A 14,583-nucleotide genomic window follows, 5' to 3' on the forward strand; every position below is an offset into this window, starting at 1 on the left:
CATATTTCGTACATTTATCTGTCACCTGTTTGTCCTATTTTGCTCATCGTAGCCACTTAAACAATGATTTACGAAATCCTTGCAGGAGACATTATGAAAGTTATGCGTACCACTGTCGCAACTGTTGTCGCCGCGACCTTATCTCTGAGCGCTTTCTCTGCTTTTGCAGCAGCAAGCCTGACTGGCGCTGGTGCAACCTTCCCTGCGCCGGTGTATGCCAAATGGGCGGATACCTACCAGAAAGAAACCGGTAACAAGGTTAACTATCAGGGTATCGGCTCCTCCGGTGGCGTAAAACAAATTACCGCGAATACCGTTGATTTCGGCGCATCCGACGCTCCGCTGTCTGATGAAAAACTGAATCAGGAAGGCCTGTTCCAGTTCCCGACCGTGATCGGCGGCGTTGTGCTGGCCGTTAACATCCCTGGCCTGAAATCAGGCGAGCTGGTGCTGGACGGCAAAACCCTGGGCGACATCTACCTGGGCAAAATCAAAAAATGGGATGACGAAGCCATCACTAAGCTGAACCCGGGCGTTAAGCTGCCTTCGCAGAACATCGCCGTGGTTCGCCGCGCTGACGGCTCTGGTACCTCCTTCGTGTTCACCAGCTACCTGGCAAAAGTGAACGAAGAGTGGAAATCGAAAGTCGGCTCCGGCTCTACCGTTAACTGGCCAACCGGTCTGGGCGGTAAAGGTAACGACGGCATCGCTGCCTTCGTACAGCGTCTGCCTGGCTCTATCGGTTACGTAGAATACGCTTACGCTAAGCAGAACAACCTGGCTTACACCAAACTGGTTTCTGCTGACGGCAAACCGGTTAGCCCAACTGAAGAGAACTTCGCTAACGCAGCGAAAGGCGCTGACTGGAGCAAATCCTTCGCACAGGATCTGACTAACCAGAAAGGCGACAACGCGTGGCCAATCACTTCTACAACGTTCATTCTGATTCACAAAGATCAGAAGAAACCAGAGCAAGGTACTGAAGTGCTGAAGTTCTTTGACTGGGCATATAAAAACGGCGGCAAACAGGCTAACGACCTGGATTACGCCAGCCTGCCAGACAGCGTGGTTGAGCAGATTCGTGCTGCATGGAAAACCAACGTGAAAGACAGCAGCGGTAAAGCATTGTATTAATTTAGCATTCTGACGAAAATGGCGGGTGGCGCTTGCGCTTACCCGCCGATTTCGTAAACGCGTTTAACAGAAGAGTGATTTATGGCTGCAACCAAGCCTGCATTTAACCCTCCGGGTAAAAAAGGTGACATGATTTTCGGCGCGCTGGTCAAACTGGCTGCGCTGATTGTGCTATTGCTGCTGGGCGGCATTATCGTGTCTCTGATTTTCTCCTCCTGGCCGAGCATTCAGAAATTCGGTTTCTCCTTCCTGTGGACCAAAGAGTGGGACGCGCCGAACGATATCTACGGTGCGCTGGTGCCGATTTACGGTACGCTGGTGACCTCGTTCATCGCCCTGCTGATTGCGGTTCCGGTAAGCTTCGGTATTGCGCTGTTCCTGACGGAACTCGCGCCGGGCTGGCTGCGTCGCCCGCTGGGTATTGCCATCGAACTGCTGGCGGCCATCCCAAGTATCGTATACGGCATGTGGGGCCTGTTTATCTTTGCGCCGCTGTTTGCCACGTACTTCCAGGAGCCGGTAGGTAATGTTCTCTCCGCCGTTCCGTTTGTGGGTGCCCTGTTCTCTGGCCCGGCATTCGGTATCGGTATTCTGGCGGCAGGTGTGATCCTCGCCATCATGATTATTCCGTACATTGCGGCGGTAATGCGCGATGTCTTCGAACAAACCCCGGTGATGATGAAAGAGTCGGCCTACGGCATCGGCTGTACCACCTGGGAAGTTATCTGGCGCATTGTCCTTCCGTTCACCAAAAATGGGGTGATCGGCGGCGTAATGCTGGGCTTAGGTCGCGCGCTGGGTGAAACTATGGCGGTCACCTTTATCATCGGTAACACCTACCAGCTCGACAGCGCTTCACTCTATATGCCGGGTAACAGTATTACCTCCGCGCTGGCAAACGAATTTGCCGAAGCGGAATCCGGGCTTCACGTCGCAGCGCTGATGGAACTGGGGCTGATTCTGTTCGTTATCACCTTCATTGTTCTGGCGATTTCCAAGCTGATGATCCTGCGTCTCGCGAAAAATGAGGGGGCACGCTGATGGCAACTCTCGAAATGCAAAGCACCGCTCAGCTTGCCGAATCCCGCCGCAAAATGCAGGCGAAGCGTCGTTTTAAAAACCGCATTGCGCTGACGCTTTCCATGGCAACGATGGCATTCGGCCTGTTCTGGCTGATCTGGATCCTGATGTCCACCATCACGCGTGGTATTGATGGAATGTCACTGGCGCTGTTCACCGAGATGACGCCGCCGCCAAATACGGCGGGTGGTGGTCTGGCGAACGCCCTGGCGGGCAGCGGCCTGCTGATTCTGTGGGCGACCGTTTTCGGTACGCCGCTGGGCATCATGGCCGGCATCTACCTGGCCGAGTACGGGCGTAAATCATGGCTGGCAGAGGTGATTCGCTTCATTAACGACATCCTGCTTTCCGCTCCGTCGATTGTCGTGGGCCTGTTTGTTTACACCATCGTAGTCGCGCAAATGGAACACTTCTCCGGCTGGGCGGGCGTAATTGCGCTGGCGCTGCTGCAGGTGCCTATCGTCATTCGTACCACCGAAAACATGCTGAAACTGGTGCCGGATAGCCTGCGTGAAGCAGCTTACGCGCTGGGTACGCCGAAATGGAAAATGATTTCTGCGATCACCCTCAAAGCGTCGGTTTCCGGGATCATGACCGGTATCCTGCTGGCTATCGCCCGTATTGCCGGTGAAACGGCACCGCTGCTGTTTACTGCCCTCTCCAACCAGTTCTGGAGCACGGACATGATGCAGCCGATCGCCAACCTGCCGGTGACGATCTTTAAATTTGCGATGAGTCCATTCGCGGAATGGCAGCAGCTGGCCTGGGCCGGGGTGCTGATCATCACCCTTTGCGTACTGTTGCTGAACATTCTGGCGCGCGTCATTTTCGCGAAGAAGAAACACGGTTAATTTTTTACGGCGCGGCAGCTCGCGGCGTCGAATGAGGAAATGAGTCAATGAGTATGGTTGATACTGCCCCGGGTAAGATTCAGGTTCGTGATTTGAACTTCTACTACGGCAAATTCCATGCCCTGAAGAACATCAACCTGGATATCGCGAAGAACCAGGTCACGGCATTCATCGGTCCGTCAGGCTGTGGCAAGTCCACGCTGTTGCGTACCTTTAACAAAATGTATTCGCTCTATCCGGAGCAGCGCGCTGAAGGTGAAATTATCCTGGATGGCGAAAACATTCTGACCCAGGCCCAGGATATCGCCCTGCTGCGTGCCAAAGTGGGCATGGTGTTCCAGAAACCGACGCCGTTCCCGATGTCCATCTATGACAATATCGCGTTTGGCGTTCGCCTGTTTGAGAAGCTCTCCCGTGCGGACATGGACGAGCGCGTGCAGTGGGCATTGACCAAGGCCGCATTATGGAACGAAACCAAAGATAAACTTCATCAGAGCGGGTACTCTCTCTCCGGTGGTCAACAGCAGCGTCTGTGCATTGCGCGCGGTATCGCCATTCGCCCGGAAGTCTTGCTGCTGGATGAACCATGTTCAGCGCTGGACCCGATCTCAACCGGCCGTATTGAAGAGCTGATCACCGAGCTGAAGCAGGATTACACCGTGGTTATCGTGACCCACAACATGCAGCAGGCTGCGCGTTGCTCAGATCACACGGCGTTTATGTACCTGGGCGAGTTGATTGAGTTCAGCGATACGGACGCGCTGTTCACCCGGCCCGCGAAGAAACAAACCGAAGATTATATTACTGGCCGCTACGGTTGATTTGCCTTAGTGCATGTGGAGAAACCATGGACAACCTCAATCTTAATAAACACATTTCAGGCCAGTTCAACGCAGAGCTGGAAAGTATTCGCACGCAGGTGATGACCATGGGTGGCATGGTCGAGCAGCAGCTTTCTGATGCGATTACGGCAATGCATAACCAGGACAGCGAGCTGGCGAAGCGCGTCATCGAAGGCGACCATAACGTCAACATGATGGAAGTGGCGATCGACGAAGCCTGCGTGCGTATTATCGCCAAGCGTCAGCCGACCGCGAGCGACCTGCGTCTGGTAATGGCGATCATTAAAACCATCGCCGAGCTGGAACGTATTGGTGACGTGGCGGATAAAATCTGCCGCACCGCGCTGGAGAAGTTTTCCCAGCAGCATCAGCCGCTGCTGGTGAGCCTGGAGTCGCTGGGCCGCCACACTGTGCAGATGCTGCACGACGTGCTGGATGCCTTTGCGCGTATGGATCTGGACGAAGCGGTGCGTATCTACCGTGAAGACAAGAAAGTCGACCAGGAGTATGAAGGCATTGTGCGTCAGCTGATGACCTACATGATGGAAGATTCCCGTACCATCCCAAGCGTGCTGACCGCGCTGTTCTGCGCGCGCTCTATCGAGCGTATCGGCGACCGCTGCCAGAACATTTGCGAATATATTTTCTACTTCGTGAAGGGACAGGACTTCCGTCACGTGGGCGGCGACGAGCTGGACAAGCTGCTGGCGGGTAAAGATCCGAAAGAGTGATGTTTGTGGCGGGTGGCGCTGGCGCTTACCCGCCCTACGTTAGCTTAACGCGTAATATCCCACCCGCGTGCCTTCCACAACTCTGGTAATTGCGTCAGATCGGTAAAGGTCGTCACTTTTGGATGATCGATCGGCTTGTTGTGCGGATCGGCACAGAAGTAAAACACCTCCATCCCCGCATCAATCCCCGACTGGGCGCCCGCAGGCGAGTCATCCACCAGAATGCAGTTCTCCACGTTGACGTTCATCGCTTTCGCCGCGTGGAACATCAGCGCCGGATCGGGCTTCCAGCGCTGGATATCGTAGCCGCTGAACAGTTTTTCCGGAAAGTGGTGCAGCATTTCAAGCTTGCCCAGTGAATGCTGCATTTTGCTGACCGGACCGTTGGAAACTACGCAGATTGGCACCGTCATCGCATCCAGCAGCGCGTTAGCCCCGGCAATAACGTCCAGTTCTGAGTCAAAGAGGCGTGCGACCTCGGCGCGGTACACTGGTTCCAGCTCCGCTTTCGCCAGATCCACCCCGTGCTCTTCGTTAATGATGTCGATGATCTCGTACAGCTTCACGCCCTTAAAGCGTTTGAACACCTCTTCGAGATCGAGCGTAATGCCAAATTCCTGGAACATGGCGACATACGCGCGGGAACAAATGACCTCACTGTCTACCAGCGTACCGTCACAGTCGAAAAATACCGCTTCAATTCCGGACATGCCCTTCCCTTTTAACAAGTTTAACGTTTACGTACGACAGATTTACGAGACGCAATCGTTGCCGTATAAGCATAATCAATGAAAAAAGTATCCCGTAACCGCCACTATTGTCGCATTTTGGTATAGGATAGCGACGAATTTTCCCTCCTTGTTCGGAAATTGATGATGAGTCAACAACACACAACCCAGACATCTGGTCAGGGTCTGCTTGAGCGCGTATTCAAACTGCGCGAGCACGGCACAACGGCACGCACCGAAGTGATCGCCGGTTTCACCACCTTCCTGACGATGGTCTATATCGTTTTTGTGAACCCGCAAATTCTGGGCGTGGCTGGCATGGACACCAGCGCCGTCTTTGTTACCACCTGTCTGATCGCGGCCCTTGGCAGCATCCTGATGGGCGTTTTCGCTAACCTGCCTGTGGCGCTGGCACCCGCAATGGGCCTGAATGCGTTCTTCGCGTTCGTGGTGGTTCAGGCGATGGGCCTGCCGTGGCAGGTTGGTATGGGCGCTATCTTCTGGGGTGCGGTCGGCCTGCTGCTGCTGACCATCTTCCGCGTCCGTTACTGGATGATTGCCAATATCCCGGTGAGCCTGCGCGTGGGTATCACCAGCGGTATCGGTCTGTTCATCGGCATGATGGGGCTGAAAAACGCCGGTGTGATCGTGGCGAACCCGGAAACGCTGGTGAGCATCGGTAACCTGACCTCGCACAGCGTGCTGCTGGGCGTGCTGGGCTTCTTCATCATCGCGATCCTGGCGTCGCGCAACATCCACGCTGCGGTGCTGGTCTCTATCATCGTGACCACGCTGCTGGGCTGGATGCTGGGTGACGTGCATTACAGCGGTATTGTCTCTGCGCCGCCGAGCGTCTCTACCGTGATTGGTCACGTTGACCTGGCGGGTTCCCTGAACCTGGGCCTGGCGGGCGTGATCTTCTCCTTCATGCTGGTCAACCTGTTTGACTCCTCCGGTACGCTGATTGGCGTGACGGACAAAGCGGGTCTGGCTGACGAGAAAGGCAAATTCCCGCGCATGAAGCAGGCGCTGTATGTGGACAGCATCTCGTCCGTCGCCGGCTCTTTCATCGGCACCTCATCTGTTACCGCTTACATTGAATCCTCTTCCGGCGTGTCCGTGGGTGGCCGTACCGGCCTGACGGCGGTGGTGGTGGGTATCCTGTTCCTGCTGGTGATCTTCCTCTCTCCGCTGGCGGGTATGGTTCCACCGTATGCGGCTGCCGGCGCGCTGATTTACGTGGGCGTGCTGATGACCTCGAGCCTGGCGCGCGTGAAGTGGGAAGATTTAACCGAAGCGGTGCCGGCCTTTATTACCGCCGTGATGATGCCGTTCAGCTTCTCGATCACCGAAGGTATCGCGCTGGGCTTTATCTCTTACTGCGTAATGAAGATCGGTACCGGCCGCTTCCGCGAACTCAGCCCGTGCGTGATTATCGTTGCGCTGCTGTTTGTGTTGAAGATTGTGTTTATTGACGCGAAATAAACAGGTTTATTCCCTCTCCACGTGGGAGAGGGCCAGGGTGAGGGCATCGGGCCGCTCCGGCTTACGCCTTCACCCGCTTAATATAATCCCCAAACGCGGTCAGCTGGCCAGAGAGATGGTCACGCGTGCTCTCATCCACCACTTCACCCGTCTGCGGGTCGACCTTGTTTTGAATCACACCGCCCATAAATTCCGGCTTGTTCATCACCATCGCATCCAGGAACACCAGGATCTGACGCAGGTGATACTGGCAGCGTGCGCCACCAATCGCGCCCATTGAGCTGGTCTGGATCAGCACCGGTTTGCCAGACAGCGGCTGCTCCGGTAAACGGGATAACCAGTCAATAGCGTTCTTCAGGCCACCCGGCACCGAGTAGTTATACTCCGGCGTGACAATGACCACACCGTCGGCCTGGCGGATTTGCTCGGCTATCGCCTCCACGCTCTGCGGGAACCCCTCTTCCTGCTGGACATCTGCATCATACAGCGGGATATCGCCAATAGATGGCAGGGCACTAATTTCCATACCTGCCGGGGCCAGCTGCGGCAGCGTGCGGGCAACCATTCCGTTAAATGAACCTTTGCGCAGGCTTCCCAGTAACGTAACTACTTTCAACGTATCAGACATGATTACTCCTGTTTCATCATGATGACCCTGATTGGATCAGCTATGGGTAAATGCTTTTTCTGCCGGTAAACTGGTTAAACGCATCAGGCGTGCGGCGGGCTCGTTGGCGCGCTCGGGCACATCCGGAAGGCTACTCCATCCCTCTTTACTGTCAAATTCCCAAATCTTTAGCCGTTCGATGGCTGGGCTAACTGCAACAGACCATATCAACACATCTTCTGCATCGCTGAGCGCCTCTACAAGCGTAGCTTTAGCAGCACGCAGGCGTCCGGAGCCGGGCAACAATTGCAACAGGCTGGCGTCGTCTGAAGCGCATCCGCAGAGCTTGCGAATACTCTGGCGCAGGGTGATGAGCTGGGCTCTGGCCTCGACGGAGTCGTTCTGGTTGCGTACCCACAGCTTCTCATTACTGGAGAGCGGGTAGTCATCGTGCGGGCTTGCGCCGTGGAAGCTCCGCGTTGCACGCTGAAGCTCCATATCCAGCCCGCAATCCCCTTCGGTGGTCAGCGCCACGCCAATGATATTGCCCGTATAGGCAATGGAAAAACGGGGGAGTTCCGGGTCAGCAAAGACCGGGCGGCCTTCTGGTTGCGTGACGATCTCCGGGAGTTCGCTGGTGCCGTACAGCATGAACAGCAGTTCTGCGAGAAGTGCTCTCGAGGCTAAAAACCGCGTCCTGCGGTGTTCGGGGAGTTTGAGCGCCTCACTGTGACAGGCTGAAGAGAGTCTGGCCGATACGAGACGTCCTTCTGTAAGTATCCCTCTTGCAAAGTGCGTTGCCATTTTTCGCTCCTTGATAATGGTCGTAATCGGTTAAACGGTTACATGATTATCGCTTAACTTGACTCCTGTTTTAATCAGTAAATCGGAGTAAGAGAAGCCTGAAGGCCGAACTTTACATTTTCTTAGGCAAAAATTGGATCGCTGCCACCGTACAACGCCTTGATGGTCTCCCGCAGCCAGAGGATTTTCGGATTATGGCTGTTCCGTTTATGCCAGATCAGCGTGAAGGGAACGGTCAGCTTTTCGGCCTGCGCTTCGTCAATGGGAATAGGAAGCGCGATCAGCTTCCGCTGGTGGAGTTCATTGTAGTGGCGACAGTAGTGGGGAGCCGTGGCGATATAGTTATGACCGGGCTGCGCCGCCATAAACATCGACTGCTCAAAGCCCGGCAAACACATGGCAATGTTTCTCTCCCGCCCCATCTCTTTTAGCACCTCATCCAGCGCCCACGTGTCGCTCCGTTCCCAGAAGATACTGATATGGGGATAGCGCAGGAAGGTCTCCAGATTCCACTCCTCCTGCAGAGCGGGGTGGTCCTCACGCAAATAGACGTATGGACGGTCGCTAAACAGGATTTCGTAGTCGATAAACCACGGCATCAGCTTCAGCAGTTCACGCGAGCGCGGGTGGGTTTCGCGACCGGTGAAGCCAACGTCCACTTCCCCGCGCGTAATGGCGTCCAGCGAGTCGTAATCCCAGTGACGCATCTTCACCGTGGCCTGCGGATAACGCTGGTTCACCTGCTCAAGCAGGGCGTTAAAGCGGATGAGCATCAGCGGCGTTTCGGCGGCCAGCACAAACGTCAGCCCGCCAGGCGAATCATGGTGAGATTTATCGAGGATCTGGTTGCCAATCTGCATCCAGTCGGCCAAATCCTGCTCCAGGCTGACCGTCAGCGGCGTAGGCAGCAGCCCTAACGGCGTTTTGACAAACAGCGGGTCGTCAAACCAGTCGCGCAGCCTGGCCAGCGATTTACTCACCGCCGACGGCGTCACGTTCATCCGCTTCGCGGCTTTGGTGACGCTGCGCTCCTGCAGCAAAAGCTGCAGGCAAAGCAACAGGTTAAGATCGAGACTGCTGATGGGCTTCTTCATACTGTGCCGCGGGCTGGATGACCATAAGTAAGGTGATGCAGACTATGCTACAGCCAATCAGAATCCCGATCAGCATATTGAGCGCGTTAAGTCCGATGACCGCCGCCAGCCATATCCACAGAGACGAGCCGCAGACCTGCGCGATCCCCAGCACCGAGCTTGCCACGCCTGCCCGCAGCGAGAAAGGGCCGAGCGCCTGACTCATCGCCACGCCAAAGCCAACCGAGAACCCGGCACAGATGAGCGTAATGCCCACCAGCATCACCGCATGCGAGCTGGTGGTTGCCAGAACCACACCTGCGGCGAGAAACAGTACCTGCGAGGTCAGCATCAGCGTGCGCTGGCGGAAGAGATTCAGCGCGAAGGGGGTAGAAAATGAGACGGCCATACTGACCATGGCGGTTAATGCCATCACCGTTGAATACTCACCGCGATCGAAACCCATGGTCTCCATCAGCAACACCGGGGAAACGTTTACATACGTCAGGATCACCGCCACGCTTAACGTTGTTACGGCCAGACGGCTGAGGAAGAAGCGATTGAGAAGTTTCTCTGCCGGATGAATGGTCGCGGTATGGCTGGGATTCTGCGAGCCCGGGTGGGTCTCTTTCAGTACGGCGATCGACAGCACAAAGACCAGGGCGCCCATGGCAGCCATGGTCCAGAACAGGCTCTGCCACGGGAATTTCAGCATGATCAGATAGCCTACAACCGGTGCCAGCACCGGAATGATGCAGGTTATCCCGTTCAGCATGGAGAGCACTTTAGCACGGCGCTGGGCGCTTAAGGTGTCGCGCAAAATAGCAAACGCCACCACGTAACAGCCGCCGGCACCAATGCCCTGGATGAACCGTCCTGCCAGGAACAAGGTGCTGTTCTGTGCCTGTGAGCAGAGAAGAGAGGCCAGGGCAAAGATGATGGCTCCGGTTATTGCGACGGGCTGACGGCCAGCTTTATCCGCGATCTTCCCGGCAAAGACCATCGACGACGCCATTCCTGCGAGATAGGCCGAAAACGCAATGTGCAGCTGCGCTTCGCTGGCACCCAGATCGCGGGCGATGTGCGGTAATCCCACCAGATACATATCAATACCCGACGGATAAAGCAGAACTAATGCGAAACTACAAAACAGAAAACGCGCCATAAACCCCCCATAAATGCAGGCATGCAGAATAGGGGGTGAAAAGGGTTTAGGCGAGTTGCCATTTGGACAATGGTGATTTCCCAGGAGGAAATCACCATTGATTAGCGGGAATTACTTACCAATACAGAAGCTCGAAAAGATCCGTCCCAGCAGATCGTCCGACGTAAACTCCCCGGTGATCTCGCTCAGATTCTGCTGCGCCAGACGCAGCTCTTCCGCCAGCAGTTCACCCGCCCACGCACCAATCAGCTGCGCTTTGCCCTGGTCAAGATGGCGTGCCGCCTCTTCCAGCGCCTGCAGGTGACGGCGACGCGCCAGGAAGCCGCCTTCCATGCTGGTATCAAAGCCCATGCTCTGCTTGAGATGGTTACGCAGTGCTTCCACGCCTTCACCGGTCCGCGCCGACAGGCGAATAAGTGAGTGACCATTCACATCGCTGATGCCCAGCGTTTCGCCGGTCACGTCTGCCTTGTTGCGCACTACGGTGATTGGCAGTTTGGCCGGCAGACGGGCGATAAAGTCCGGCCAGATCTCCGCCGGGTCAACGGCGTCGGTCGTGGTGCCATCTACCATAAACAGCACGCGATCGGCCTGCTCAATCTCCTGCCAGGCGCGTTCAATACCGATACGCTCGACTTCATCGCTGGCATCGCGCAGGCCCGCGGTGTCGATAATGTGCAGCGGCATCCCGTCGATATGGATATGCTCGCGCAGCACGTCGCGGGTGGTCCCGGCTATGTCGGTTACGATTGCCGCTTCACGGCCCGCCAGGGCGTTCAGCAGGCTCGATTTCCCGGCGTTAGGGCGACCAGCAATGACGACCTTCATCCCTTCACGCAGCAGGCTGCCCTGACGCGCTTCGGCGCGGACGGCATCCAGATCGCTCATCACCTGGTTCAGCTGTGCTTCGATTTTACCGTCAGAGAGGAAGTCGATTTCCTCGTCCGGGAAGTCGATAGCCGCTTCGACATAGATTCGCAGGTGAGTAAGTGCTTCCACAAGGTGATTCACACGTGCGGAAAACGCGCCCTGCAGCGAGTTCAGGGCGGAGCGGGCCGCCTGTTCAGAGCTGGCGTCGATCAGGTCTGCAATCGCCTCGGCCTGCGCCAGGTCGAGCTTGTCGTTCAGGAAGGCACGCTCGGAGAATTCGCCCGGCTTCGCAATGCGCAGGCCAGGTAGGGTCAGAATACGTTTTAACAGCAGGTCGAGGATAACCGGGCCGCCGTGGCCCTGAAGTTCCAGCACGTCTTCGCCGGTAAAGGAGTTCGGGCCGGGGAACCACAGCGCAATGCCCTGGTCCAGCGGCGTGCCGTCGGCATCTTTAAACGGCAGGTAATCAGCGTAGCGCGGCTTTGGCAGTTTACCCAGCACCGCTTCAGCCACCTCGCGCGCCTTCAGGCCGGAGATACGCAGAATGCCTACACCACCGCGTCCCGGTGGGGTTGCCTGGGCGACGATAGTGTCGTTATGGCTCATGGTTGCTCTCGTTCAATACAAATAAAAAAGGCGGTCAATCGACCGCCCTTATTTTAGCGTTATCTTACCGAATCAGGACTTTTTCTTTTCGCGGCTATGCAGGCCACGTTTTTCCAGACCACGGTAAATCAGCTGCTGCTGGATGATGGTCACCAGGTTGCTGACGATATAGTACAGCACCAGACCTGACGGGAACCACAGGAAGAACACGGTGAAGATGACCGGCATAAAGGTCATGATCTTCTGCTGCATCGGGTCGGTCACGGTGGTTGGCGACATCTTCTGGATGAAGAACATCGTCACGCCCATCAGGATCGGCAGGATGTAGTACGGGTCCTGTGCGGACAGGTCATGGATCCACAGGGCGAACGGCGCGTGGCGCAGCTCAACGGAACCCATCAGCATGTAGTACAGCGCAAGGAAGATTGGCATCTGAATCAGCAGCGGGAAGCAACCACCCAGTGGGTTCACTTTCTCTGCCTTATACAGGGCCATCATCTCCTGGCTCTGACGCTGTTTATCATCGCCCAGACGCTCACGCATCGCCTGAATCTTCGGCTGCAGCATGCGCATCTTCGCCATGGAGGTGTACTGCGCTTTGGTCAGCGGGTACATGATGCCACGCACGATGAAGGTGATAACGATGATGGAGAAGCCCCAGTTACCCAGGAAGCTGTGGATGAACTTCAGCAGCTTAAACAGCGGCTGAGAGATGAACCACAACCAACCGTAATCCACGGTCAGATCCAGGTGCGGCGCAACAGCGGCCATTTTGTCCTGGATTTCCGGGCCGACCCACAGGGTGCTTGCCAGCTTACCGGTTTGACCCGGCTGAACCAGAACAGGCTGTGATTTGTAGCCGATGGCTGCAATACCGTTGCCCAGGTTAGCGGTGTAGAAGTTATTCGTACCGTCGTTATTCGGGATCCACGCGGTCGCGAAATACTGCTGCAGCATTGCGACCCAACCGCCTTTGGAGCTGACGTTCAGGTTTTCGTTATCGGCAATGGTGTCGAATTTGTATTTCTCGTACTTCGCATCAGGCGTGGAGTACGCCGCGCCACGGAAGGTATGCAGCGCAAAGTTGCTGCTTCCGGTGTCACGGTGTGACGGCAGATTGATGGACTGCTTCAGCTGACCGAAGGTAGACAGTTCCAGCGGTTTCGCACCGGCGTTCTGTACGCTGTAGCCCACGTTCACCGCATACTCACCGCGTTTCAGGGTGAAGGTTTTGGTGAAGGTGTTGCCTGCCGCGTCGGTGTAGGTCATCGGGATAACGAGTTCGTTCTGGCCATCAGCCAGTACAAAGGTGTCGTTCTCGACGTTATACAGTGGACGCGCACCGTTAGCCGGGTTATCCGGGCCATCACGACCGGTCAGGCCGCTCTGCGCCTGATACAGGAACTCCGGTGTGGTTTCCAGTAACTGGAACGGTTCGTTAGACTTCAGCTCTTTCGGGTAGGTCAACAGCAGCGCCTGCTCAACATCACCACCACGGGTGTTGATAGTCAGCTCAAGCACATCGGTCTTAACCGTAATCTGTTTCCCCTGGCCACTGGCCGGTACGCCCTGGTCGGCGGCGCTACCCGCTGCGGTGGTCGTGGTCTGCGTGGTCTGCTGCTGGGGTTGAGGATTTTTATCCTGCTCCCATGCCTGCCAGATCATGAAAGACACGAACAACAAAGCGATGATAAGAAGATTGCGTTGCGAATCCATCGTTAGTGTTCTCTGGTATCAAAAGGTCCTGGGGGGACGGGGTCGTCTCCACCGGGGTGTAAAGGGTGGCATTTTAATACGCGTTTCACCGTCAACCAACTGCCTTTTATCACTCCAAACCTGCGCAATGCCTCAATTCCGTAGCTTGAGCATGTTGGTGTGAAACGGCAGTGCGGCCCGAGTAGCGGACTAATCAGGCGTTGATAGACCCGAATGAGGGCTATCAGGACCCGTGAGCCAGGCGACAGTGGCGGCGCCATAATTTTTCCAACGCTTCCGAGAGAGCACGGTTATCGAGGTCGGCAACCCCTTTTTTAGCCACCACCACGAAATCCATAGAAGGCAGTTCGTGCTGACGTAAACGGAAGCTTTCACGCGTCAGACGTTTAATCCGGTTGCGTTCATGCGCACGCTTAACGTTTTTCTTAGCGACTGTGAGACCGATGCGGGGATGCCCCAGCGAATTTTGGCGGCCGAGGATGGTGATTTGCGGCGTGCCAGCCCGTTGTGGCTGCTGGAAGACGAAAGTGAAATGAGTGGGAGTTAACAAACGTAACTCCCTGGGAAATGCTAGCTTAACCACTCAGGGGTTAGCTTTATTACTTGGAAACGGTCAGACGAGCGCGGCCTTTAGCACGACGACGTGCCAGAACCTGACGACCATTTTTAGTAGCCATACGAGCACGGAAGCCGTGAGAACGGTTGCGCTTCAGTACAGACGGTTGAAAAGTGCGTTTCATGGCGATTTCTACCTAAACTTGAAAAAATTCATGACTTTTGCGGATGCCCGACCGAGTTTCGAATGACGGACGCCGAAGCCGTGGGTGATTAAAGAGGCCGGATTGTAATAATTGTACACTCCGGAGTCAATTCTCTTTCCTTATTTCCCGC

16 protein-coding genes are annotated in these 14,583 nt (G+C 55.8%); 6 read left to right on the forward strand and 10 right to left on the reverse strand.

Features of this window, described 5'->3' with window-relative positions; genetic code table 11:
• The first annotated feature begins 93 nt into the window (after positions 1 to 93).
• The 5 genes from pstS to phoU all read left to right on the forward strand — a co-directional run bounded on the left by pstS (position 94) and on the right by phoU (position 4,638).
• On the forward strand, positions 94 to 1,134 hold the full coding sequence (gene pstS, locus INF77_RS07370; RefSeq protein WP_028014923.1) for a phosphate ABC transporter substrate-binding protein PstS: 1,041 nt from the start codon (positions 94 to 96) through the stop codon (positions 1,132 to 1,134).
• Between the two features lie 81 nt (positions 1,135 to 1,215).
• Positions 1,216 to 2,175, forward strand: a complete 960-nt coding sequence (gene pstC, locus INF77_RS07375) for a phosphate ABC transporter permease PstC (RefSeq protein WP_028014924.1) — start codon at positions 1,216 to 1,218, stop codon at positions 2,173 to 2,175.
• Entirely contained in the window at positions 2,175 to 3,065 is an 891-nt protein-coding gene (pstA, locus tag INF77_RS07380; protein WP_014881893.1) for a phosphate ABC transporter permease PstA, read from the forward strand. The genes pstC and pstA overlap by 1 nt, the downstream gene beginning before the upstream one ends.
• 47 nt (positions 3,066 to 3,112) lie before the next feature.
• A complete protein-coding gene (pstB, locus tag INF77_RS07385; RefSeq protein WP_010426574.1) occupies positions 3,113 to 3,886 on the forward strand; it encodes a phosphate ABC transporter ATP-binding protein PstB in 774 nt (257 codons plus the stop codon).
• A 26-nt stretch (positions 3,887 to 3,912) separates the two neighbouring features.
• Positions 3,913 to 4,638, forward strand: a complete 726-nt coding sequence (gene phoU / locus INF77_RS07390; protein WP_003861153.1) for a phosphate signaling complex protein PhoU — start codon at positions 3,913 to 3,915, stop codon at positions 4,636 to 4,638.
• Positions 4,639 to 4,682: 44 nt separating this feature from the next.
• Here phoU and yieH read toward each other — a convergent pair whose 3' ends face one another.
• A complete protein-coding gene (gene yieH / locus INF77_RS07395) occupies positions 4,683 to 5,348 on the reverse strand; it encodes a 6-phosphogluconate phosphatase (protein ID WP_049137080.1) in 666 nt (221 codons plus the stop codon).
• Positions 5,349 to 5,513: 165 nt separating this feature from the next.
• Between yieH and adeP the strand changes: the two genes are divergently transcribed.
• Complete coding sequence (gene adeP, locus INF77_RS07400; RefSeq protein WP_145965165.1) at positions 5,514 to 6,851, forward strand: adenine permease AdeP; 1,338 nt, start codon at positions 5,514 to 5,516, stop codon at positions 6,849 to 6,851.
• Between the two features lie 61 nt (positions 6,852 to 6,912).
• On the opposite strand, the gene INF77_RS07405 is transcribed toward adeP, so the two are convergent.
• From INF77_RS07405 to rpmH, 9 genes are all read right to left on the reverse strand, one after another.
• Positions 6,913 to 7,479, reverse strand: a complete 567-nt coding sequence (locus INF77_RS07405) for an NADPH-dependent FMN reductase (RefSeq protein WP_193531928.1) — start codon at positions 7,477 to 7,479, stop codon at positions 6,913 to 6,915.
• A gap of 36 nt (positions 7,480 to 7,515) precedes the next feature.
• A complete protein-coding gene (locus INF77_RS07410) occupies positions 7,516 to 8,262 on the reverse strand; it encodes a 4'-phosphopantetheinyl transferase superfamily protein (protein WP_047366738.1) in 747 nt (248 codons plus the stop codon).
• A 122-nt stretch (positions 8,263 to 8,384) separates the two neighbouring features.
• Positions 8,385 to 9,356: an HTH-type transcriptional regulator YidZ gene (gene yidZ, locus INF77_RS07415; protein WP_028014928.1), complete on the reverse strand. Its 972-nt coding sequence runs from the start codon at positions 9,354 to 9,356 to the stop codon at positions 8,385 to 8,387.
• Positions 9,325 to 10,500 carry an MFS transporter gene (locus INF77_RS07420; RefSeq protein ID WP_193531929.1) on the reverse strand — a complete coding sequence of 392 codons (1,176 nt, stop codon included), beginning with the start codon at positions 10,498 to 10,500 and terminating at the stop codon, positions 9,325 to 9,327. The genes yidZ and INF77_RS07420 overlap by 32 nt, the downstream gene beginning before the upstream one ends.
• Positions 10,501 to 10,611: 111 nt before the next feature.
• Positions 10,612 to 11,976, reverse strand: a complete 1,365-nt coding sequence (mnmE, locus tag INF77_RS07425) for a tRNA uridine-5-carboxymethylaminomethyl(34) synthesis GTPase MnmE (RefSeq protein ID WP_028014930.1) — start codon at positions 11,974 to 11,976, stop codon at positions 10,612 to 10,614.
• Between the two features lie 72 nt (positions 11,977 to 12,048).
• Positions 12,049 to 13,692, reverse strand: coding sequence for a membrane protein insertase YidC (gene yidC / locus INF77_RS07430; RefSeq protein WP_028014931.1), 1,644 nt, complete (start codon positions 13,690 to 13,692; stop codon positions 12,049 to 12,051).
• Positions 13,693 to 13,694: 2 nt separating this feature from the next.
• The gene (gene yidD / locus INF77_RS07435; protein ID WP_001307474.1) at positions 13,695 to 13,952 is read right to left on the reverse strand and encodes a membrane protein insertion efficiency factor YidD; all 258 of its coding nucleotides are present in this window, start codon (positions 13,950 to 13,952) and stop codon (positions 13,695 to 13,697) included.
• Positions 13,916 to 14,275, reverse strand: a complete 360-nt coding sequence (gene rnpA, locus INF77_RS07440) for a ribonuclease P protein component (RefSeq protein ID WP_014072458.1) — start codon at positions 14,273 to 14,275, stop codon at positions 13,916 to 13,918. Before rnpA ends, yidD begins: the two co-directional genes overlap by 37 nt.
• Positions 14,276 to 14,291: 16 nt before the next feature.
• On the reverse strand, positions 14,292 to 14,432 hold the full coding sequence (rpmH, locus tag INF77_RS07445; RefSeq protein WP_000831330.1) for a 50S ribosomal protein L34: 141 nt from the start codon (positions 14,430 to 14,432) through the stop codon (positions 14,292 to 14,294).
• Between the last annotated feature and the right edge of the window lie 151 nt (positions 14,433 to 14,583).

Origin of the sequence: Enterobacter cloacae complex sp. P1B, assembly GCF_014982345.1 — a bacterium.
Classification (GTDB): domain Bacteria; phylum Pseudomonadota; class Gammaproteobacteria; order Enterobacterales; family Enterobacteriaceae; genus Enterobacter; species Enterobacter bugandensis.

What these genes read in the sequence shown, in the direction of transcription:
- pstS (WP_028014923.1), top strand. Translation starts at nt 94, where the DNA reads ATGAAAGTTATGCGTACCACTGTCGCAACTGTTGTCGCCGCGACCTTA.
- pstC (WP_028014924.1), top strand. Translation starts at nt 1,216, where the DNA reads ATGGCTGCAACCAAGCCTGCATTTAACCCTCCGGGTAAAAAAGGTGAC.
- pstA (WP_014881893.1), top strand. Translation starts at nt 2,175, where the DNA reads ATGGCAACTCTCGAAATGCAAAGCACCGCTCAGCTTGCCGAATCCCGC.
- pstB (WP_010426574.1), top strand. Translation starts at nt 3,113, where the DNA reads ATGAGTATGGTTGATACTGCCCCGGGTAAGATTCAGGTTCGTGATTTG.
- phoU (WP_003861153.1), top strand. Translation starts at nt 3,913, where the DNA reads ATGGACAACCTCAATCTTAATAAACACATTTCAGGCCAGTTCAACGCA.
- yieH (WP_049137080.1), bottom strand. Translation starts at nt 5,348, where the DNA reads ATGTCCGGAATTGAAGCGGTATTTTTCGACTGTGACGGTACGCTGGTA.
- adeP (WP_145965165.1), top strand. Translation starts at nt 5,514, where the DNA reads ATGAGTCAACAACACACAACCCAGACATCTGGTCAGGGTCTGCTTGAG.
- INF77_RS07405 (WP_193531928.1), bottom strand. Translation starts at nt 7,479, where the DNA reads ATGTCTGATACGTTGAAAGTAGTTACGTTACTGGGAAGCCTGCGCAAA.
- INF77_RS07410 (WP_047366738.1), bottom strand. Translation starts at nt 8,262, where the DNA reads ATGGCAACGCACTTTGCAAGAGGGATACTTACAGAAGGACGTCTCGTA.
- yidZ (WP_028014928.1), bottom strand. Translation starts at nt 9,356, where the DNA reads ATGAAGAAGCCCATCAGCAGTCTCGATCTTAACCTGTTGCTTTGCCTG.
- INF77_RS07420 (WP_193531929.1), bottom strand. Translation starts at nt 10,500, where the DNA reads ATGGCGCGTTTTCTGTTTTGTAGTTTCGCATTAGTTCTGCTTTATCCG.
- mnmE (WP_028014930.1), bottom strand. Translation starts at nt 11,976, where the DNA reads ATGAGCCATAACGACACTATCGTCGCCCAGGCAACCCCACCGGGACGC.
- yidC (WP_028014931.1), bottom strand. Translation starts at nt 13,692, where the DNA reads ATGGATTCGCAACGCAATCTTCTTATCATCGCTTTGTTGTTCGTGTCT.
- yidD (WP_001307474.1), bottom strand. Translation starts at nt 13,952, where the DNA reads ATGGCGCCGCCACTGTCGCCTGGCTCACGGGTCCTGATAGCCCTCATT.
- rpmH (WP_000831330.1), bottom strand. Translation starts at nt 14,432, where the DNA reads ATGAAACGCACTTTTCAACCGTCTGTACTGAAGCGCAACCGTTCTCAC.